Consider the following 20,538-nt stretch of genomic DNA (forward strand, 5'->3'; position numbering starts at 1 on the left):
CGTATGAACGATTCTGTCTCCCCTCAGGATTCCACCGCTCTGGTGACCGGCGCGAACAAGGGCATCGGCCGGCATATCGCGCAGCAGTTGGCCGACCTCGGCGTCACGGTCTACGTAGGTTCGCGTGATGGCGGGCGCGGGCAGCGCGTGGTCGATGAGATCGGCGGCAAGGCACGATTGCTGGTGCTCGATGTCACCGATTCGCGCAGTACCGCCGCGGCGGTCGAGGAAGTATCGGCACTCGACATTCTGGTCAACAACGCGGGCATCTTCGTCAACGCCGACTCGGTCGCCGAGGTCGCGCTGGATGATGTGCGCCGTACCTTCGAGACCAATCTGTTCGGCGTGCTTGCGGTCACCAATGCGTTTCTGCCGCTGCTGCGCGCGTCGGCCCGGCCGCGCATCGTCAATATCTCCAGCGGCACCGGTTCGCTGACACTGAGTTCCGGCCCGGACGCGCCACACGGTACGGCAGGTGGCGTCGCCTATCGCTCTTCCAAGGCGGCCCTGAACATGGTCACCGTCCTGTACGCCCGCGAACTGACCCCGGCCGGTTTCAAGGTCAATGCGCTGGCCCCGGGTATCCGGGCCACCGATCTCAATGATCGCGCGGGCGAGCTGGGCGGTGATCCGGCCGAGGCCGCCGCCGCGGCAGTGCGCCTCGCGCTACTGCCGGACGACGGCCCGACCGGTGAATTCCATTCCTGGGACGGCACTCTCACGCCGTGGTGAGGCCTCGGAAATCCGTCAGGCGGACAGCTGGGCCTGGAACATCCAGCGGTGCTCCTCGATCTTGGCGGTAATGCCGATGAGCAGGTCCTGGGTGACCGGGTCGGGCGTCTCGGTGGCCGCGATGCCGCGACGTAGTCCGTGCACGGTGGACTCGAGGCGGGCCACGATCAGCCCGACGACGTCGCGGTCGGCGAGGTAGCCCGCGGGAAACGGCTGGGCGGCAGCGGCTACCGCCGCGGCCCGGCCGTCGGGCGAAACCGAGAGCGCCGCAGCCCGTTCCGCGACCGCGTCGGAGAATTCCCGAGCGCTGTCGACGAGTTCGTCCAACTGCAGGTGCAGGGAACGGAAATGCGGGCCGGTGACGTTCCAATGCGCCTGCTTGGCGGTGAGCGAGAGGTCGATGAGGTCGGTGAGCGCTTCCTGCAGGACCACTCCGACGACCTGGGTATCGGCTGCGGCGAGCGGGCTGGTGATGACGCCGCCCTTGGACAGTGTGCTGGTCACGACTACTCCTCTCAAGGGGATCACCCCGGTTTCGTTTTCTGGAATGATTCCAGATTAGTACCGGGTGCTTCGATTGGCCATGTTTCGCTCGCCACACTTGCGGGAACCATGAAAGGATCAGCATTCACCGGCCGCTCGGTTTCGTTCCCTGACCGTTCGGTGCCACGAATCGCTGGCCGCTCAATGTCGCGCGAAATCTCACTGCAGCAGATCACTCACTGAAATCGGTGGTGCACGAGCGTATTCCGGAGAGGGTGCGATGAACGAAACACTCGGAGCCCGCGAGCTGTCGACCGCGGAGGCGCTCCGGTTGCTGAGCGGGGTCCGGTTCGGGCGGGTCGTGTTCACTCGGCACGGTATGCCCACCATCCGCCCGGTCAACCACATCGTGCACAACGGCGCCATCGTCATTCCCGCCAATGCGAGCGCGCTCACCGGCGCGCGGCAGGTCGTGGCCTTCGAGGCGGACACCATCGACCACGACACCCAGACGGGCTGGTGTGTGATCGTGCGCGGCAGCGCCGAGGAGGTCACCTCGCCGGAGGAGATCGCCCGCATGCGGCTACTGCTGCGCGCGGCCATTCCGGGACCGCGCGACCGCATCGTGCGCATCCACCCGGACATCATCACCGGGGTGGAGTACCTGCGCAGCCCCGAGCAGTCGACCTACCGGTTCACACCGGCTCGATCGACGGTGGACCGCTGACCGTCAGCTCCGGAACCGAATCGGTGTACCGCTCGATCTCGACCAGCGACAACTGACCGGTGCAGCCCTGACTCAACCGCGAGGATCCCCGATCCGCGGTGACGGCATTCGGGTTGCCGTGCCGGCAGAACGACGGATCCCTCGGATCCGGGTCGTACCAGGCGCCCGTGGACAATTGCGCCACCCCGGGCCGCACCGCATCGTCGACCAGCAACCCGGCCAGGCAACTGCCCCGGTCATTGAAGATCCGCACGATATCCCCGGTATGCAGGCCACGCGCCGCCGCCTCGTCCGGATGTAGTCGAACCGGTTCGCGCCCCTGGACTTTCGTGGACTGACTGTGCGCGCCGATATCCAATTGACTGTGCAGTTTGGTGCGCGGCTGATTGGCCACCAGCTGGATCGGGAACGCGGCCGCCCGCGCGCTGCCCAGCCACTCCTCGGGCTCGAGCCACACCGGATGGCCGGGGCAGTCGTCGTAGCCGAAACCGGCGATGGTCTCGGAGAAGATCTCGATGCGCCCGCTCGGTGTGCTCAGCGGGTGCGCGGCGGGATCGGCCCGGAAATCGGCGAAGGCGACATGCTCCTCGGCCTCGATGGGCAGTTCGAGGGCCGCACCGGACCAGAACGCCTCGAAATCGGGCAGTTCATGGCCCTTTTCGGCGAGGCGCGCACGCCACTCGTCGTAGAGGTGGCACAGCCATTCCGTGGCCGTGCGGCCCTCGGTGAATTCCTTGCCGAAGCCCAGCCGTTCGGCCAGTTCACCGAACATCCAGTAGTCGTCGCGGGCGTCGGCGTGCGGCGCGGTGAGCGCGGGCATCGGGAAGAAAAACCGATCCCCCTCCCCCGCACCATAATCGTCGCGTTCGATGGTCATGGTCGAGGGCAGCACGATATCGGCATGCCGGGCGGTGGCCGACCAGAACGGATCGTGCACCACGACGGTGTCGGGCCGACCGAACGCGGAACGCAGCCGGGCCAGATTCTGGTGGTGGTGGAAGGGATTCCCGCCGGCCCAATAGACCAGCCGGATATCGGGATACACCCGATGCTCCCCGTTGTACTCGTAGGGCGCACCGGGATCGAGCAGCATATCGGCGATGCGCGCGACGGGAATGAAGTCGTCGACGCCGTTCTCGCCCTGTGGCAGCCGCGGCGGCGAAGTGGCCCGCACGGCCAGGCCGACATTCGCCGCCGAGCCGTAGCCGTGCCCGAATCCGCCACCGGGCAGCCCGATCTGGCCGAGCATGGCCGCGAGCACCACCCCGAGCCACAGCGGCTGTTCACCGTAGCGGGCGCGCTGCAACGACCAGCTCACAGTGATCATTGTGCGGTGCGCGGCCATGTCCCGGGCCAGCTCCCGGATCCGTTGCGCGGCAATACCGGTGATCTGCCCGGCCCACTCCGGATCCTTCACCACACCATCCACGTCACCGCGCAGATACTGCGCGAAGCGCGGGTAGCCGACCGCGTGCGTGTCCAGGAAGTCGTTGTCCGCCAGCCCTTCCGAGTCCAGCACCTGCGCCAGCGCCAGCATGAGGGCGGCGTCGCTGCCGGGCCGTGGCGCGATCCATTCCGCATCGGCCTGCGCCGGAATATCGTCGCGCAGTGGGCTGATGGTGATGAACCGGCAGCCGTTCTCCTGTGCCGTCTCGATCCAGCCGCGCGTATTGTGCCGCGACACCCCGCCCGGTGAGACGGCCGAATTCTTCGGCGACAGCCCGCCGAAGGACACGATGAGCTCCGAATGCCGTGCCAGCACCGATTTCGTGGTCGCTCGCGCCATGAGCGCGCCCATATCAGCCAGCACATGCGGCATCAACACCTGTGAAACGCCGAGGCTGTAGCTGTTGCGATGGGACACGTACCCGCCGAGCCCGTTGAGGAACCGGTGTACCTGGCTCTGCGCGTGATGGAACCGCCCGGCGCTGGCCCACCCGTAGGACCCGCCGTACACCGCCTGCGGCCCGAATTCCCGGTACACCCTGGCCAATTCCCCGGCCAGCAGATCCAGGACGGTATCCCAGGAGACCGGTACGAAGGTGTCGTCACCGCGGGCGGCCGGTCCGGGCCCGTGTTCGAGCCAGCCCTTGCGCACATAGGGCTGATCGATGCGCGCCGGATGATGCTGCGCGGACGCGACATTCTCGATGAGCGGAGTGGGTTCCGGGTCGCCGCGCCAAGGCCGCACCGCCGTCAAGCGAGTGCCGTCGCTGTCCGCCTCGAATGCGCCCCAATGGGTCAGATGCGTGACCATTCGACCAACATACGCCCGCCCTCCGACACCTTTCACCACCCCGATTGTGCTGTGGCCCTTACCTGTGCCGTGGCCTGCAGCCGAGCGCGGGCGTAGTCCCGGAAGGCGGGCAGCAGCGGGTTACGGTCCTCGGTGCGGGTGGCGAGCACGACGTGGCTGGGTTCCACGCCCTCGAGCAGGATCGTGATCAGATCGGGCCGTAGCGTCGTCGGCGCGGCCGCGACGGTGATCGCTTCGCCCGCGGCGACGGCCTCGAATCGGTCCTCGATGTTCTCCACGATGGGCCCGGCCGGGGCGGGCTGTCCGTCGGGCCGTGGTTCGAGGCGCCAGAAGGCACACCAGTCCGGATCGGCCTGCCGCACCCGGACCAGCGGTTCGTCCGCGATATCGGCCAGCGTGACCGATTCCTTGCCCGCCAGCCGATGATCCGCCGCGACCACGACCACCCGTGGTTCGTCATAAAGCGCAGTCACCTGCAGCTGGTCGGCGGGGAAGGGCATCCGCGACACCACCGCGTCCACTCGATGCTCGAGCAGCGCGACGCGCGGTTCACACGAATCCAGATGCTGTGTGCGCACTTCCGCCTCGGGAAACCGCTGACGCAATGCGCGTACGGCCGGGGTGATGATCAGCCCGGTGGTGAAACCGACGGTGAGGCGGCCGGGCGTGCCCGCGGCCCGGACCCGGGCCACCGCCCGGTCCGCACCGCGCAGCAACTCCTCGGCGAGCGGCAGGAAGACCGCGCCCGCCTCGGTGAGCTGCACGCGCTGCGGGGTGCGATCGAGCAGCCGCACCCCCAGATCCCTTTCCAGCCGGGCGATCTGGCGACTGAGCGAGGACTGGGTGAGGAACACCGAGTCGGCGGCGCGGCCGAAGTTCCGGTGCTCTGCCACGGCGAGGAAGCAGCGCACCAGCCGCAGATCGAGATCCGCCGCGGGAGCAGATACAGACGTCATATCCCGAGAGTAGCCGGATTTCATCGTAATGAGCTGCGACGATGCATATTCCGGGATGTGCCTTGCGGAACATTCATTGGACCGGGACCGCACCGCGGGGACAGAGTCGAGTCATGGGAATCTACGACAGCAAACGAGTGGTCATCACGGGCGGCACGACCGGAATGGGGCTGGCGACCGCCGAACTGCTGCTCGGGCAGGGCGCGCGCGTCCTGGTCACCGGCCGCACCGAGGCCACCCTCGACGCGGCCCGGAAACAACTGGGCGACAACGCCATCGTGGTGCACAGCGATGCCGCGTCGCTCACCGACATCGATGCGCTCGCCGATCGGGTGAAGACCGAATTCGGCACGGTGGACCTGCTTTTCGTGAACGCCGGCATCGGGCGCTTCGTCGCGTTCGAGGACACCGACGAGGCGACCTACGACGAGGTGCTCGGCATCAATGCCAAGGGCCCGTTCTTCACCGTGCAGAAGCTCGCCCCGCTGATCGAGGACGGCGGCGCGGTGGTGCTCACCACCTCGATCGTGAACGTGGCAGGCTTCCCGCTGGTCAGCGCGTATGCGGCCAGCAAGGCCGCATTGCGTTCGCTCACCCGCTCGCTGGCTCGCGAGCTGCTGCCCCGCAATATCCGGGTCAATGCCGTGAGCCCCGGCCCGATCACCACGCCGATCCTCGGCAAGACCAAGTTGGCGCCCGAGGCGGCCGAGGCCCTCACGAACAATCTGCGCGACAGCAATCCGATGCAGCGCTTCGGTACCGCCGAGGAGATCGCCAAGGCGGTGCGCTTCCTCGGCTTCGAGGCGACCTTCACCACGGGCGCCGAACTCGCCGTCGATGGTGGCGCTTCCCAGCTCTGAGACCGGTCAGGAATCGAGAAGCCCCGGACCCATGGCCGAATCTAGCGTTCAAACCATGGACATCAGCATTCACTGGATCTTCCTCCCGCACACCGATCCCGAGGCGTCCCTGCTCTTCTACCGGGACGCCCTGGGTTTCGAGGTCCGCAAGGATGTCGGCAACGGGACCAAGCGCTGGATCACGGTCGGTTCGGCCGATCAGCCCGGCACCTCGATCGTGTTGCATCCGGCCACCATCGAGCCGGGCATCACCGCGGACGAGCGGCGCGTCATCACCGAGATGATGGCCAAGGGCACCTATGCCCGCGTCGTGCTGGCCAGCAAGGATATCGACGATGCCTTCGCCCGGGCGCGGGCCGGCGGTGCGCCGGTGGTCCAGGAGCCGATGGTGCATCCCTACGGAATCCGCGATTGCGCCGTCACCGATCCCGCGGGCAATCAGATCCGCATCCAAGAACTGCTCTGAACCCCCGCCGACCCGAGGAAGGAACGATCATGTCGAACAAGCAGCAGACGAACAACAACGCGGGACGCAAGAGCGGTACGCCCGGAGCGTTTTCGCGGTGGATGCAGCGGAAGATGAACTCCCGCATGAATTCCCGCATCCGCCGCGGTGACGGCAAGTTCATGGGTATGGAGGTGCTGATCCTGCACACCATCGGCCGGCGCAGCGGTGCGCCGCGGCAGTCGCCGGTGACGTGGTTCGCCGATGGTGAGCGGGCCTGGCTGCTCGTCGCTTCCGGTGGCGGCAGCCAGAATCCGGATTGGTACGCGAATCTGGTGGCGCATCCGGAGCAGGCGTCGGTCCAATTGCCGGGTCGCGACCAGGTGGCGGTGACGCCGCACCGGCTCGAGGGCGCCGATCGGGCCGAGGCGTGGCAGCGTATTACCGCCGCCCAGCCTCGATACGGGAAGTACCAGAGCAAGTCCGAGCGCGAATACCCGGTGGTCCGGCTCAGCGCCCGGTGATCGCGCTCAGTCGACGGTCGGCCAGTCCCAGCCCAGCTGCAGGAACATGCCGAGACGGTCGCTGACGGCACGGATTTCGGCGATGCGGCCCGCGGCGAGGGTGAAGATCCAGATCTGCTCGACATCGCAGCTGCGGCCGGTGGGCTCGGGCATGCGGACGTGGTAGCCGGTGTGGGTGCCGACCACGCGCAGGCGCGCCACGATGCGGTCGTCCTCACCGATGAGTTCCTGCACCAGGATTCCGGAGTGCTCGGCCTCGGTGCGGCTGAACGCGGCGAGCTGCTGCCGGAAGCCCTCGATGGCGGCGCCGGGCTCGTCCTCCTCGCCGAAGATGATCTTGTTGTGGTCGATCACCTGCGGCGACAGGAACTTCACCCAGTCTTCGTCGCCGTCCACGCCGTGGTTGAGCGCCTCGATGAACGCGGTGATGGTGGCCTTGTTGTCGGTGACGGTGCTGCTCATCGGTCTCTCCCGTGAATCACACTCTTACGTCGTAAGAGCCGCTGTGGAGTACTATCCACTTACGACGTAAGAGTGTCAACCGTGGAGAGGGAAATCGGTGCCGCCCAAACGAACCCGAGCCGAACGAGCAGGGCTGTCCCGCGAGCAGGTGCTCGACGCCGCCCTCGCCATGGCCGACCGCGATGGTCTCGCGGCCCTGTCCATGCGCAAACTCGGCGCGGACCTGGGCGTCGAGGCCATGACCCTCTACCACTACGTCCCCAACAAGGACGCCCTGTTCGACGGCATCGTGGAACGCATCATGTCCGCGGCCGAAATCCGCGTCGCCGACGGCGACTGGCAGACCTCGCTCACCGATTACGCCCGCGCACTGCGCCTGACCCTGCTATGCCACCCCGGCGCCCTGCCCTTGGTCGCCACCCGGATCGCCGTCACACCACAAACCCTGCGCACGGCCGAACGCGGCTTATCCGTGCTCCGCACAGCCGGATTCGAGGTGGGCCGCGCCCTGGACATCGTGAATGCGCTGACCCTGTTCGTCATCGCGCACGCCACCTCCGAAGCGCACACGACACCCGTCAACGAGGCCCGCGGACCGGGCTCGGTCGACTACCTGAACACGCTGGACCCCGCAGAGTTCCCGCTCCTCACCGAAGCGGCCCGCACCGGCGCGGGCACCGACGACGAGACCCGCTTCGAATTCGCCGTGGCCGCCATGCTGCACGGCTTCGACGCCCTGCGCTGACCGCGCCGGCGGCTACACCCCCAGCGCCGCCGCGAACACCGGCCAGGAGTCGTGCAGATCGTCCTGCCAGTACGGCCAGGCGTGAGTTCCATTGCGGTACACCACGGTTGCCGGAATACCGAGCGCGCCCAGCCGATCGACCAGCGCGGTGGTGCAGCCGTGGACCACCGATTCCATGGCGCCGCCGACCGCCATGCGATTCGCAAGATCGCCGACGTTTCCGGCGATGGACGGATCGTTGAGCGCCTCGTGCACCCCGGGCACCCCGTTGCCGGCCGAAATGTAGAGCGCCGCACCGCGCAGCCGGTCGGCATTGAGGACCGGATCGTGCGCGGCCCAGGCCGGATCGCCGGGCCCGCCCCACATATTGCCCGCGTTCGCGCCGAACAGCTGCAGTTCCGAGTACACCATGGTGCGGGCGGCGGTGTCGGCCGTCTGCGGGCAACCGCTGTAGGAGCCGACCGCCTGGAATCGGCCGGGCTCCTGAATGGCCAGATCCAGCGCCGAGGTCGCCGACATCGATGTTCCCGCAACCGCATTGCGCCCGGTGAACTGGAAGCGATCCGCCAGCAGCGGCGGCAACTCGTCGAGCAGGAACGTCGCCCACTTATTGCGGCCGAGCACCGGATCGTCGGACACCCAATCGGTATAGAAGGAGGCGCGGCCGCCGATCGGCTGGATCACATTGACCTGCTTGTCGGCGAAGAACTGCGCCGCATCGGTGCGCGTGGTCCACGGCCCGCCGTCCTCGCCGCCGTCGACCGCATTGAGCAGGTAGAAGGCCGGGGCCGGGCCGTCGGGATGGGAAATCCACACCGGGACCATCCGGTTCATGGCCGCCGAATAGACATCGACCTCGAACTGGCGGCCACCGAGCGGGCGCACGCCGACGATGCCGGGTGCGGGATCGGCCGTTGCCACGGCCGGCATCACGGCCGCGAATACTGAAACGACGACGATCAGAGCGCGCAGAAGCCGGTGCATTACTGAAGTATCCCCCGCAACGGCAGCGTTTTCGGTGATCAGCGCGCGTGTTCATCCGCCGAATGCACGCGCAGCGCCGTGATCTCCGCCGCCGCCGGACCCATGATTCGCATTCGCTCCGAGATTGCCCAGCGCAATCTGCGCGGCAGATCCGGTGCGAAGCGGGTGAAATACGCGTACAGCCAATCGGTCCGGGCCACCAGGAACGGGAAATCGGTGCTCATCATGGGCCGCAGCACCAGCATCGGCACCGGGGCGTCGAGCGGGTGGAAGGCACTGTTCCACAGACCGGGCACCGCGCAGCCCGGATAGAACTGGCCGAGCATCAGTCCTTCGCCGACCACCTGGGTCTTGCGGGCGGCGTGCACGTCCTCGATGAGGTCGTAGCGGGTCATCCCGGGAAAGAGCGTGATCAGCGCCAAACCCCGTGCGTCGGCCGGGTTCTCCCGCAGCAGCCCACGGTAGGCCTCGAACGCGTCGTCCACGATCGCATGCAGCCGCTCCCCCGCGATCGCATCGCCACCGGTGACGGATCCGGCCCAGATCAGCCGCCTGGTCACACTGTGCCGCATGAAAGGGCACACCGGTCCGGGTCGTCCGAGCTCCGGATGTGGCTTCAGCACATGCTCGTCCACCCACCGCAGCAGCGCTCGCTCCGCGACGCCCTGACAGATCCATCGCTCCGGGTCCTCGTACACGCTCCACCACTGCACGCCCGTCCGCGGACCGGTGATCATCGGCTCTCCGAGCGATCCAGGTGGGCGGCGAGCAGCGGGCCGATGACTGCGACGACCTCGGCATTGGTGAGCTGAGCGTGGGTGGCCTCGACCGGATGCTCGATCAGCGTGCCGGTGACATAGGGCCGCCACATCTCGGCGCCCACCGATTCGGTCACGCCCCGGGTGGCCGAGAAGTAGAGCAGATCACCGTCGAATACCCCGGGCTCGTAGCCGTGCGAGAGTCGCACTCCGTCCACATAGCCGCGATGCAACCGGTCCAGCTGGTCGGCGGTGAGCCCGGTGCCGAACGAGGCCGCGGCCGAAGCCAATTCGGCGGCCGCCTCCGCGGCGGTCAGATCCGGCAGCTCATCGGCGTTCTCGGGCTCCTCACCGAGCAGGTGGGTGAGCAGATCCCGCATGCGCGGCACCGGCGGTGGCGGCATATCGTCGGGAAAGACGATGCTGTCGAGCATGGCGAGGGTCTCGACTGCCGCGCCGCGCGCCCGCAGCCGCAGCGCGATGGCGTGCGCGATCTGCCCGCCCAGCGACCAGCCCAGCAGATGATAGGGACCCGCGGGCTGCACCCGCAGGATCTCGGCGACATAGCCATCGGCGAGATCGTCGATGGTGACACCGGATTGCGGCTCACCCGCCAGCGTCAGCGCCTGTAGCCCGTACACCGGCCGATCCGGAATCTGGCGGGCCAGACCGGAGTAGCACCACGCCAGCGGAACGGCCGAATGCACGCAGAACAGCGGCGGCCGGGTTCCCTTGCGGCGCAGGGTGAGTACGACGCCGAGCGCGTCGTCCCCGGCGGTGGCGCCGTCGTACCCGGCCAGCCGGGCGGCCAGCTCTCCCACCGTCGGTGCGGTGTAGAGCCAGCGCACCGTCACCGGCAGTCCGGTCTCGGCGGCCAGTTCGGCCGAAAGCGCCACGCCCAGCAGCGAATTGCCGCCGAGTTCGAAGAAGTCGTCGTCGAGTCCGGCGCGTTCGCGCCCGGTGGCCGCCGCGAACCGGGCGGCAACCAGTTGTTCCAGCCCGGATTCGGGTGCCCGATAGGGCCGTTGCACGGTCGGCGCCGCGGGCAGCGCGGCGCGATCGACCTTGCCGTGCGCGGTGACCGGCAGCCGGTCGAGGTCCACCAGCTGCGCGGGCACCAATGCGGCGGGCAGCCGTTCGCGCAGTTGCCGGATGAGATCGGCGTGATCGAGCCGGATCCCCTGCGCGGCAACGATATACCCGACCAGCCGGATACCGTGCGGACCGTCGTCGGTGGTCACGGTGGCGGCGGCGACCCCGGGCAGCGCGAGCAGCGCGGCCTCCACCTCGGCGGGTTCGGCGCGACGGCCGCGCACACTGACCTGATCGTCGGCGCGGCCGAGGAATTCGAGGACGCCGTCCGGCGCCGACCGCACGAGGTCACCGGTGCGGTACACCCGGCCTCCGCTACCGGACGGGTCGGCGACGAAACGCTCCGCCGTCGCACCCGGCCGTCCGCGGTACCCCTGCGCCACTCCCGGCCCACCCACGTACAACTCACCGCAGCCGCACGGCGCCACCGGCCGCAGCTCGGCGTCGAGCACCATCGCCCGGATCCCGGGCAGCGGCGGTCCGATCGGCACCGGGCCGCCGGGTATCAGCGCCTCGGATTGTGTTGCCATGACCGTGGTTTCCGTCGGTCCGTAGCCGTTGAACAGACGCAGGTGCGGCGCCCAGCGACGGACCAGATCGGCGGGGCAGGCCTCACCGCCCACCACGGCGACCTCGAGATCCGGCACGCCGACCGGATCCAGCGTTGCCAATACCGCCGGGGTGGTGAGGAAATGGGTGATGCCGGTCGTCTTCAGCAGCCCGGCCAGCTCGGCTCCGGCCACGATCGCCGGCGGCTCGACGACCAGCCGCGCCCCGGCAGCGAAGGCGGCCAGCAACTCCAGCAGATGCGCGTCGAACGAGGGGGCATGCGCATGCAGGACACGCGAATTTCCCTCCACCTCATAGTGTTCGACGAGGTAGTCGGTGAGCGGACCGAGTCCGCGATGGGTGACCACCACACCCTTCGGAGTACCGGTGGTACCCGATGTGTAGATGAGATAGGCCGGATGCTCCGGAGCCGGTGTTCGCAGCAGCTCCGCGGCGCGGATCGGCGCAGCGGATCGTTGGTGCACCCGGGCCCGCGTACGCGCGTCATCGAGCACCAGCCACTCCACCTCGGCAGGCAGTCCAGTACGGACCGCCGTCACGGTCAGGCCGTGCAACGCACCGGAATCCGCGGCCACGGCGGCCAGTCGCCGGGCCGGGTCCGCGGGATCCACCGGGACGAACGCGGCGCCCGTCTTCGCCACCGCCCACACCGCGAGCACCGACTCGGCCGACCTGGGCACCGCGACCAGCACAAATGCGCCCGGCCCCACGCCCGATTCGATCAGTTCGCGCGCCCATCGCGTCGACGTCTCGTCCAGCTCCCGATAGCTCCAGCGGCGCGCACCGTCCTCGAGCGCCACGGCGTCGGCAAACCCGGCCCCGCCACCGTCGATGAGCTTGGCACGCAAGAGATCCGGCAGCAGCCGGTCGGTGCCCGGCGCCTCGGCGCTTCGCGCCACCGGTTCCGGGTCCAGGCTCCGCACGGTCTGCCGTGGATCGGCCACGAATCGCTCGAAGTACTCGAGGAACCGCCGATGATGCAGTTGCAGCATGTCCGCGGAGTACAGGCCGGGATTGGCCTGCATCCCGATGATGATCGAGTGCTCGTCGGGCCCGAATTGGTAGGCGTTCACCAGCAGGTCTTCCACCGGCCCCAAGGCCAGCAGATGCGCTTGCACGGAGCTGGATCCCGTATACGGGGTCTCGGGTATGCGGATGGCATTCACGACGGGCCCGAAACCGCCTCGCACGGTGTGATTCTCGCCGAGGCCGCGTCGAATGTCCTCATAGCGGCAGCGCTGATGCCGCAGCGCCCCGACCACCCGCGCCCGGACCTGCGCGATCACCTCGGACACCGTCGCCTCGCGAATCCCGCGCAGCCGCAGCGGAACCACATTCGACATCGATCCGGCCGAGGCTCGCAGCGCGGCCGTAGGCCGGGCGGTCACCGGCAGCGACAGCACGATGTCGGCGGCGCCGGTCATGGCGGCCAGATAGCAGGCGAAGGCCGCGACGACGAGTTCCGGAAAGGTGCTCGCCGAGTCGTGCCGCAGCGCCGCCAGCCCGGCCGCGGTCCGGGCCGAGGGCCGAGCCCACACCCGATGCGGGCGGGCGCCGGCGGCCAGTCGCCCGGCCAGCCGCGCCGGTTCGCCCATCCCGGCCAGCTCGCGCGCCCAGTACTCGCGATCCGATTGCGCGCGTGGCGAATCGGCGTACGCGCGTTCCTCATCCAGTAATTGCGCAATGGTCAGCGGCCCGTTCGAGGTGGCGGGAGCGCTCCTGCCGATCGGCCGCCAGCCCGAATCCTGTGCACGGGCGTACAACTCGACGGTGCGCCGCAGCACGCCCGCGGCGCCGACGCCGTCCACCACGATGTGATGGCTGCGCAGATACAGCAGATGATGTTCCGCCGCGATCCGGAACAGTGTTGCCACGGTCAGCCGATCGGTGAGCAGATCCAGCGGTGATTCGTGATCGCGGTCCATGGCCTCCACCGCGACCGCTACCGAATCCGCGCACCCGCTGAGGTCCGCCCACCCCATCGCTTCGAACGCATCGGGATCCAGATACTGCCGCGGATACCCGTCGATCACCCGGAAGCGAACATGTGGCGACTGCAATTCCCAGGCCGCGCGCGCGGCGCACGATCCCAGCAGTCGCACATCCACCGGCCCGCGCAGATCGAGATACATGGCGACCGTGTTCGGCACTCCCGGATACAGCTGCTGGGCCACCCACCATCGCATCTGGGCGTCGGACAGCGGTAGATCCCCACTCGTTACCGGCTCGGCGCGTACAGTGGCGGCCCCCGGACCACCGACCTCCAGGTCTCCGTCGACCCGCGCCAAGATGCCTCCTCACGGCCCGCACCACATCGATACAGTGTCCAGTGAGCAAACTTACGGCATCCATCAGGCCGGTTCCGTGCGAACCGCCGACATCCGCCCGCCCGGCACAGATCGATGACGGTCAGGCGAACGACACCCGAACATCGAATCCGGCGCGCCCGGATCACGCACCGATCATCCGGGCATCGGTACCGTGGGGATGGATCGAGCGCGAATACTCCCCAACGACTGGCCACATCGACACGGTTTCCGGGTCGGCGACCCGGCGCGAAAGGTGGAGCGGTGAGCACTACCAGTGACACGGCGGCGGACAACATCACCTCCGGCTCCGGGGAGACGGTCGCGCCTCCCGGCTACCGGCTCGGGGAGGCGCCGGGTCCGCTCGCGCCGGAGGAACTGGTCGCCGTCGACGCCTGGTGGCGGGCCGCGAATTATCTTGCAGTGGGCCAGATCTACCTCATGGACAACGCCCTCGTTCAGGAGCCCCTGGTCCCCGAGCACATCAAACCGCGGCTGCTCGGCCACTTCGGCACGGTGCCGGGCTTGAATCTGGTGTGGGCGCATGCCAATCGGGCCATTCTGGCGCGCGACCTGGATGCGGTGTTCGTGGCAGGGCCGGGTCACGGCGGGCCGGGACCGAATGCGTGTGCGTGGCTGGAGGGTACGTACTCCGAGCTGTACAGCCACATTCCGCAGAACGGCGACGGTATGCGGGCGTTGTTCGCGCAGTTCTCGTTTCCCGGAGGCGTGCCCAGCCACTGTGCGCCCGAGACGCCCGGATCCTTCCATGAGGGCGGTGAGCTGGGTTATTCGCTGCTGCACGCCTTCGGCGCGGCCCTGGACAAGCCCGATCTGACGGTGTTCTGCGTGATCGGTGACGGTGAGGCCGAGACCGGGCCGCTGGCGGGCAGCTGGCATGCCAACAAGTTCCTCAGCCCCGTCCGCGACGGCGCGGTACTGCCGATCCTGGCGTTGAACCAGTACAAGATCGCGAATCCGACCATCCTGGCGCGCATACCGGAATCGGAGCTGATATCGCTGCTGCGCGGATACGGATACGAGCCGATCGTGGTCTCGGGCCACGATCCCGGCGTGGTGCATCAAGCCATGGCCACGGCCCTCGACACCTGCCTGGACCGGATCGCGGCCATCCATACCGCGGCGCGGGAACATGGCGCCGACGAGCGCCCGTGCTGGCCGATGATCGTGCTGCGCACCCCGAAGGGCTGGACCTGCCCGCCCATCGTGGACGGCGAACAGGTGGAAGGCACCTTCCGCGCCCATCAGGTGCCGCTGCCCGGTGCACGAGACAATGCCGTGCATCGCCGCGTGCTCGAAGCCTGGCTGAAGTCGTACCGGCCCGAGGAACTGTTCGACGAAAAGGGCCACCCCGTCGAGGAACTGCTGCGCCGCAATCCCGCCGGTGTGCGGCGCATGAGCGCGAACCCGATCACCAATGGCGGCGTCACCCGCGACCTCACCATCCCCGACTGGCGCGACTTCGGCGTCGAGGTGACGTCGCCCGGCGCGACCAAGAACGAGGCGACCCGGGTGCTGGGCGGCTGGCTGCGCGAGGTCACCCGCAATAACCCGGACAACTTCCTCACCTTCGCCCCCGACGAACTGGCCAGCAATCGCCTGCAGGACATCCTCGAAGTCACCGGCCGCGACTGGCAGGCCGAAATCGGTGAATACGACGAGAAACTCGATCGCACCGGCCGCGTCATCGAGGTGCTGTCCGAGCACATGTGCCAGGGCCTGCTCGAGGGCTATCTGCTCACCGGCCGGCACGGCGTGTTCACCTGCTACGAGGCGTTCATCCACATCATCGACGCCATGTTCAACCAGCACGCCAAATGGCTGGACGCCAGTTCCGCGGTGCCGTGGCGGCAGCCGATCGCGAGCCTCAATTACCTGCTGTCCTCGCATGTCTGGCGGCAGGACCACAATGGCTTCACCCATCAGGACCCCGGCTTCCTCGATGTCGTGCTGAACAAGAAGCCCGAGATCATTCGCGTCTACCTGCCGCCGGACGCCAATACCCTGCTCTCGGTCTACGATCACTGCCTGCGGTCACGCCACTATGTGAACGTCGTGGTGGCCGGCAAACAGCCACAGGAGAATTGGCTGTCCGTCGAGGAGGCCGCCGTGCACTGCGCGCGCGGCATCGGCATCTGGCCGTGGGCGGGCAACAAGGATGTCGAGGGCGTGTCCCCCGATGTGGTGCTGGCCTGTGCCGGGGATGTGCCGACATTGGAAACCCTTGCCGCGGCCTCGATTCTGCGGCAGCGGCTACCGGAGCTGCGGGTGCGCGTCGTCAATGTGGTGGACCTGATGCGCCTGGTCCCGCACGACGAGCATCCGCACGGACTGCCCTCCCGCGAGTTCGACACCCTGTTCACCCAGGACAAGCCGATCATCTTCGCCTTCCACGGCTATCCGTGGCTGGTGCACCGGCTCACCTACCGCCGCACCAACCACAATGGCCTGCACGTGCGCGGATACAAGGAACGCGGTACCACCACAACGCCTTTCGACATGGTGATGCTCAATGACCTGGACCGCTACCACCTGGTCATGGATGTCATCGACCGGGTTCCGGAGCTGGGTGAGAAGGCGGCCGGGCTGCGGCAGGAGATGGTGGACGCACGCTGGCAGGCCCGCCTCTGGACCCGCGAGCACGGCGAGGACATTCCGGCCGTCGCCGACTGGACGTGGTCCTAGCCGCGGTCAGGAGGGCCGGATCCGCAACTCGTTGTGGATGATCCGGGCCACCTTCGCCATGATCGCCTCCGCGCCCGGCTGCACGGCCGCGGAGACCCGTGATTCGGTGAAGGCGGCCACGGCCAGCACCTGACCATCGGCGTGCTCGACCACCCCGGCCTCGTGGCGCAGGTTGAGCAGGGTGCCGGTCTTGGACGACCAGCGCGAGGCATCGGAGCTGAAATCCGGCGCCAGGCGCTGGCGGATCAGGTTGTCCGCCATGATGTCTCGCACCCGCGCCGCGACCCCCGGCTCGATACGGGTCGGGCGCCACAGTCCGTGCAGCAGGTCGACGAACGCCCGTGCGCTCGCGATATTGGCCTGGCTGATATCGAGTTGCGGTAGCGAATGCCCGCGGTCGGCGGTGGCGCCGGCAATCGCGAGGGTGTGCGCGAGATGCTTGCGGTCGGGCTCGAACCATTCCACCGGCGTCTCGGAGAGATCGTGCATGAGGTGGCGGACTACGAAGCCCTCATAGCCGAGCCGGCGCAGCTCGGCGGTCACCGCGGCGGGTGAGGTGAGCTCGAACAGGGCATCGGCGGCGCCGTTATCGCTGATGGCGAGGCACAGGTACAGCAGATCGTCCAGCGCGATGGTGGCGGGATAGCGGAACTTCGCGGTGCCCGTCGGGCCGGGGGTGGAGAGGCCGCCGGGCGCCACCGTGATCGGCGCGCCCGGATCGAGTTCGCCGCGCGCGACGCGTTCCAGGGTGGCCACGGCCAGCGGCACCTTCACCAAGGAGGCGATGGGCCATTCGGTTTCGGTGTCGATGCCCAGTTCGTCGCCGGTGTCCAGGTCGCGGACCAGGAACGAGCCACGCAGTCCGGCATCCTCCAGTTCCCGCCGGGCCGCGTGCAGGGCGGCGGTCATTCCCACGGCTGTCGTCCACCTTCCGATCCGGATCCATTGGCGCCGAGACAGTTTCCTATCGCCTCCGGCGGTAAGGCGCGCAGGCGCTCGGCGTCCGAATGCTGACCCGCGGCAATGTCATAGCCCCGGGCGAGTGCGAGTTCCCCGATCTCGCGCCAGTGCAGGCCGAGACCGTGGGACTGGGCGGGCGAGCAGAGCAGCAGATCTCCGGAGCCCAGCACCTCCGCCACCGCTGTCACCAGCGAGGACGCGAGCACGACCTGGGTGGGCTGCAAACCGAGCGCATCGCGCAGCCGGTGGACGCGGTCCCGAATGTGCGGGACATCGTCTTCGGGTTGCAGCCAGATCCGGCGGCGGCGGGTGTCCCGGTCGGCGCGGCCGGCCCGCAGTGTTTCCAGGTATATCGGCAGGGCGTGCGGCCCGCCGGTGTCGGCCAGTCCCAAAGGGATTCGCCAGCTGCCTTGGTCGGCGGGGACGGCGATCAGGGCCGCCCGCACCTCCTGAGTGCGGACCAGTTCCGCGCGCTCGCGCGGTGCGGCCTGGCAGAGGTCGAGATTGACGTGCTGTTCCTGTCCGGTCGCGACGAGACGGGCCAGTCGCAGCGGGGCGCAGATATCCGGCACCGCCATGCGGAGCGGGCGCAGTTTGGCGCGTTCGGCCTCGTATTCCATGGCCTCGGCGAGCTCCACGAGCCGCCGTGCCGTGGGCAGCATGTCGCGGCCGAATGCGGTGAGGGTCGCGGTGCGCGAGGTGCGGTCGAGCAGCCTGGCGCCGAAATGCTGCTCCAAGGCGGCGATCCGGCGGCTGGCCACGGACTGCGGAATCCGCGCGGCGGCCGCGCCCACGGTGAAACTACCGTGGCCACTGACCGCCACGAAGGCTCTGCACGCCGCCACCACATCCACAGCGCCGGATTGTATGCCAATTCGGCATTGTTTCCCATACTTCTGTCTTGGACAGCATGCACGCACGAATGTGAAGCTCCCTCTCGCGAACCGCCGCACCCAGCGGCACCCGACGGATGGAAAGCGACGATGATGCCCCGCTCGACCCGCTCCATTGCCCGCCGCTCCGCCTTGACCGCGGCCGCGGCCGCGCTGCTCGTTCCCCTCGCGGCCTGCGCCGGCCACCAGGCCGCCACACCCGCGACCGGTACGACGACCACCGCGCCCGTGGTGCACCTGGACAGTGAATTCCAGCGCCTGGAAACCCAATTCGGCGCCCACCTGGGCGTCTATGCCCTCGACACCGGATCCGGCCGCACCGTCGAGTACAAGGCCGATGACCGAATCGCCTTCTGCTCCACCTTCAAAGCCATCGCCGCGGCCGCACTGCTGAAACGCACCACACCCGCCGACCTCGACGCGAAGGTCACCTACGCCCAGGCTGACCTGGTGACCTACTCACCGATCACCGAAAAGCACGTCGCCGACGGTATGCCGTTGCGCGATGTCATCGACGCGGCCGTCCGCTACAGCGACAACACCGCCGCCAACCTCATGCTCGAGCATCTCGGTGGCCCGAAGGGACTCGAACAGGACCTGCGTGCCCTCGGCGACCAGGTGTCGAACGTGGATCGCTTCGAAACCGAACTCAGTACCGGCACACCCGGCGACCTCCGAGACACCAGCACCCCGCGCGCCCTCGCCACCGACCTCCGCGCCTACGTCCTGGGTACCGCCCTGCCCGATGACGACCGAGCCACGCTCACCGACCTGATGCGCCGCAACACCACCGGCGATGCCCTCATCCGCGCCGGGGTACCCCAGGGCTGGGTGGTCGGCGACAAGACCGGCAATGGCGGCTACGGCATCCGCAATGACATAGCGGTAATCTGGCCGCCCAATCGCGCCCCGCTGGTCCTCGCGATCCTGTCCGCCAAGGATCAGCAGGATGCTCCCTACGACAACGCCCTGATTGCCGCGGCCGCGAAAACCGCTGTCACGGCATTGAACTGAGGCCTGGCGAGCGGGCGCCGAGCCACTGCGCGCGGCGCCGCTCGCGGGCGTGCCAGACGTAGGCGACACCGATCCCCAGCATCACCCATATCCCGGAGGCGAGCCCGACGCCCGTGCCGATCCCTTGCAGCACAGCCGCATCCGGCGGTGCGGGCGGGTCGGTGGGGCGGCCGTCCGGCGTGAGCCACACGTGGATCCGCGCGCCGCGACCCACGAAATTCGGGACCGGCGCGAGCCCGCTACGAGTCTGCTCGCCGTCCGGCCAGCTCACTTGCGCCTGCCGATGGCCGGCGCCGACCGCCGGATCATCGATGATCGTCGCCGCCACCACGGTCTTCGAGGCATCGTTCGCCTGAATACGCGCGGCCGCATCGGTGTAGACGACGGTGCCGGCCGTCAGCGCGAGCGGGACCGCCAGCAGCGCGATCACCACCGCGATCAGCACGACGCTCGCCCACACTCGATCACCGGCCCGCATCAGGGGATTGCGATTCCACGGCCCCAGCCGCACCCACCGAGTCAGCGCCGAGGGCAGCGCCTGTTCGTGAAGTACCGATTGCACACGACTATCCAGTCCCTCCGCTCGTTCTCCGACGGCGGGATTAACGACCTCCTAGCGCCCCCGGCCCGCGCCTTGACGAAATCCGTACGGCTATCGCGCGTCCGGGATATGCCAGAGATCGGTGTAGACGGCTTTGCCTTCGGCGCGGGCCTGCGCGACCATGCGATCGGCTCCTTCCGAGGGGCCGCCGATGCGCAGGACCGCGTCGCAGCGGGCGAGCAGCCGTTCGGCGATGGGATGAAAGATCTCCTCGTACACCGGATCTCCGGGCCGGGTATTGCCCGCGATCTCCAGCAGCGGCAGCGCCAGCGCCTCGCCGGTGACGGGCAGATGTCCCGCCCGGAACAGGACCAGTGCGGTGTCGTTCATCGCCCGCACATTGGCCGCGAGCTTGTCCGGATCATCGCCCGTTCCCGAGCGGTAGGGACCGGCGACCAAGATCATCTGCGGACCGGAATTCGTAGTCATGACGAGCACTCCTCTGTGAACTGGCTTTCCGAAA

General features: G+C 68.3%; 19 protein-coding genes. 8 read left to right on the top strand and 11 right to left on the bottom strand.

What is annotated here, in order from left to right:
* The first annotated feature begins 3 nt into the window (after positions 1-3).
* Positions 4-732 (top strand): SDR family NAD(P)-dependent oxidoreductase, encoded by a 729-nt coding sequence (locus ACIP5Y_RS47395; RefSeq protein WP_400360411.1) that lies wholly within the window; start codon positions 4-6, stop codon positions 730-732.
* Positions 733-747: 15 nt separating this feature from the next.
* Here the strand turns inward: ACIP5Y_RS47395 and ACIP5Y_RS47400 are convergent, their stop codons facing one another.
* Positions 748-1,236, bottom strand: coding sequence for a Dps family protein (locus ACIP5Y_RS47400; protein WP_400360412.1), 489 nt, complete (start codon positions 1,234-1,236; stop codon positions 748-750).
* Between the two features lie 259 nt (positions 1,237-1,495).
* On the opposite strand from ACIP5Y_RS47400, the gene ACIP5Y_RS47405 reads away from it, so the two are divergent.
* Complete coding sequence (locus tag ACIP5Y_RS47405; protein ID WP_400360413.1) at positions 1,496-1,942, top strand: pyridoxamine 5'-phosphate oxidase family protein; 447 nt, start codon at positions 1,496-1,498, stop codon at positions 1,940-1,942.
* Here the strand turns inward: ACIP5Y_RS47405 and ACIP5Y_RS47410 are convergent.
* Positions 1,911-4,199, bottom strand: a complete 2,289-nt coding sequence (locus ACIP5Y_RS47410) for a molybdopterin-dependent oxidoreductase (RefSeq protein ID WP_400360414.1) — start codon at positions 4,197-4,199, stop codon at positions 1,911-1,913. The two genes, ACIP5Y_RS47405 and ACIP5Y_RS47410, sit on opposite strands and share 32 nt — an antisense overlap.
* A gap of 32 nt (positions 4,200-4,231) precedes the next feature.
* Entirely contained in the window at positions 4,232-5,155 is a 924-nt protein-coding gene (locus tag ACIP5Y_RS47415; RefSeq protein WP_400360415.1) for a LysR family transcriptional regulator, read from the bottom strand.
* A 113-nt stretch (positions 5,156-5,268) separates the two neighbouring features.
* Between ACIP5Y_RS47415 and ACIP5Y_RS47420 the strand changes: the two genes are divergently transcribed.
* The 3 genes from ACIP5Y_RS47420 to ACIP5Y_RS47430 are packed head-to-tail and all read left to right on the top strand — an operon-like array spanning position 5,269 to position 6,984.
* Positions 5,269-6,015 carry an SDR family oxidoreductase gene (locus ACIP5Y_RS47420; RefSeq protein WP_400360416.1) on the top strand — a complete coding sequence of 249 codons (747 nt, stop codon included), beginning with the start codon at positions 5,269-5,271 and terminating at the stop codon, positions 6,013-6,015.
* Between the two features lie 55 nt (positions 6,016-6,070).
* Positions 6,071-6,481, top strand: coding sequence for a VOC family protein (locus tag ACIP5Y_RS47425; RefSeq protein WP_400360417.1), 411 nt, complete (start codon positions 6,071-6,073; stop codon positions 6,479-6,481).
* A gap of 29 nt (positions 6,482-6,510) precedes the next feature.
* Positions 6,511-6,984, top strand: coding sequence for a nitroreductase family deazaflavin-dependent oxidoreductase (locus ACIP5Y_RS47430; RefSeq protein WP_400360418.1), 474 nt, complete (start codon positions 6,511-6,513; stop codon positions 6,982-6,984).
* A gap of 6 nt (positions 6,985-6,990) precedes the next feature.
* Here ACIP5Y_RS47430 and ACIP5Y_RS47435 read toward each other — a convergent pair whose 3' ends face one another.
* Positions 6,991-7,446: an ester cyclase gene (locus tag ACIP5Y_RS47435; protein WP_400360419.1), complete on the bottom strand. Its 456-nt coding sequence runs from the start codon at positions 7,444-7,446 to the stop codon at positions 6,991-6,993.
* 97 nt (positions 7,447-7,543) lie between these two features.
* Between ACIP5Y_RS47435 and ACIP5Y_RS47440 the strand changes: the two genes are divergently transcribed.
* Positions 7,544-8,191, top strand: a complete 648-nt coding sequence (locus ACIP5Y_RS47440; RefSeq protein ID WP_400360420.1) for a TetR/AcrR family transcriptional regulator C-terminal domain-containing protein — start codon at positions 7,544-7,546, stop codon at positions 8,189-8,191.
* A 12-nt stretch (positions 8,192-8,203) separates the two neighbouring features.
* Here the strand turns inward: ACIP5Y_RS47440 and ACIP5Y_RS47445 are convergent, their stop codons facing one another.
* Genes ACIP5Y_RS47445 through ACIP5Y_RS47455 form a run of 3 tightly spaced genes read right to left on the bottom strand, consistent with a single transcriptional unit; the run spans position 8,204 to position 13,883 of the window.
* Positions 8,204-9,175 (bottom strand): alpha/beta hydrolase, encoded by a 972-nt coding sequence (locus ACIP5Y_RS47445; protein ID WP_400360421.1) that lies wholly within the window; start codon positions 9,173-9,175, stop codon positions 8,204-8,206.
* Between the two features lie 38 nt (positions 9,176-9,213).
* Positions 9,214-9,912, bottom strand: coding sequence for a DUF6875 domain-containing protein (locus tag ACIP5Y_RS47450; protein WP_400360422.1), 699 nt, complete (start codon positions 9,910-9,912; stop codon positions 9,214-9,216).
* Positions 9,909-13,883 (bottom strand): amino acid adenylation domain-containing protein, encoded by a 3,975-nt coding sequence (locus ACIP5Y_RS47455; protein WP_400360423.1) that lies wholly within the window; start codon positions 13,881-13,883, stop codon positions 9,909-9,911. Before ACIP5Y_RS47455 ends, ACIP5Y_RS47450 begins: the two co-directional genes overlap by 4 nt.
* Positions 13,884-14,165: 282 nt before the next feature.
* Here ACIP5Y_RS47455 and ACIP5Y_RS47460 point away from each other — a divergent pair, with 282 nt between their 5' ends.
* On the top strand, positions 14,166-16,607 hold the full coding sequence (locus ACIP5Y_RS47460; protein ID WP_400360424.1) for a phosphoketolase: 2,442 nt from the start codon (positions 14,166-14,168) through the stop codon (positions 16,605-16,607).
* 6 nt (positions 16,608-16,613) lie between these two features.
* On the opposite strand, the gene ACIP5Y_RS47465 is transcribed toward ACIP5Y_RS47460, so the two are convergent.
* Together ACIP5Y_RS47465 and ACIP5Y_RS47470 are read right to left on the bottom strand one after the other, a co-directional pair.
* Positions 16,614-17,516 (bottom strand): serine hydrolase, encoded by a 903-nt coding sequence (locus tag ACIP5Y_RS47465; RefSeq protein ID WP_400360498.1) that lies wholly within the window; start codon positions 17,514-17,516, stop codon positions 16,614-16,616.
* Positions 17,513-18,421, bottom strand: a complete 909-nt coding sequence (locus ACIP5Y_RS47470; protein WP_400360425.1) for a LysR family transcriptional regulator — start codon at positions 18,419-18,421, stop codon at positions 17,513-17,515. The genes ACIP5Y_RS47465 and ACIP5Y_RS47470 overlap by 4 nt, the downstream gene beginning before the upstream one ends.
* Before the next feature lie 132 nt (positions 18,422-18,553).
* Between ACIP5Y_RS47470 and bla the strand changes: the two genes are divergently transcribed.
* Complete coding sequence (gene bla / locus ACIP5Y_RS47475; protein ID WP_400360499.1) at positions 18,554-19,474, top strand: class A beta-lactamase; 921 nt, start codon at positions 18,554-18,556, stop codon at positions 19,472-19,474.
* On the opposite strand, the gene ACIP5Y_RS47480 is transcribed toward bla, so the two are convergent.
* A complete protein-coding gene (locus ACIP5Y_RS47480; RefSeq protein WP_400360426.1) occupies positions 19,458-20,036 on the bottom strand; it encodes a hypothetical protein in 579 nt (192 codons plus the stop codon). The two genes, bla and ACIP5Y_RS47480, sit on opposite strands and share 17 nt — an antisense overlap.
* 90 nt (positions 20,037-20,126) lie before the next feature.
* Complete coding sequence (locus ACIP5Y_RS47485; RefSeq protein ID WP_400360427.1) at positions 20,127-20,504, bottom strand: hypothetical protein; 378 nt, start codon at positions 20,502-20,504, stop codon at positions 20,127-20,129.
* Between the last annotated feature and the right edge of the window lie 34 nt (positions 20,505-20,538).

Origin of the sequence: Nocardia sp. NPDC088792 (assembly GCF_044750615.1) — a bacterium.
Classification (GTDB): domain Bacteria; phylum Actinomycetota; class Actinomycetes; order Mycobacteriales; family Mycobacteriaceae; genus Nocardia.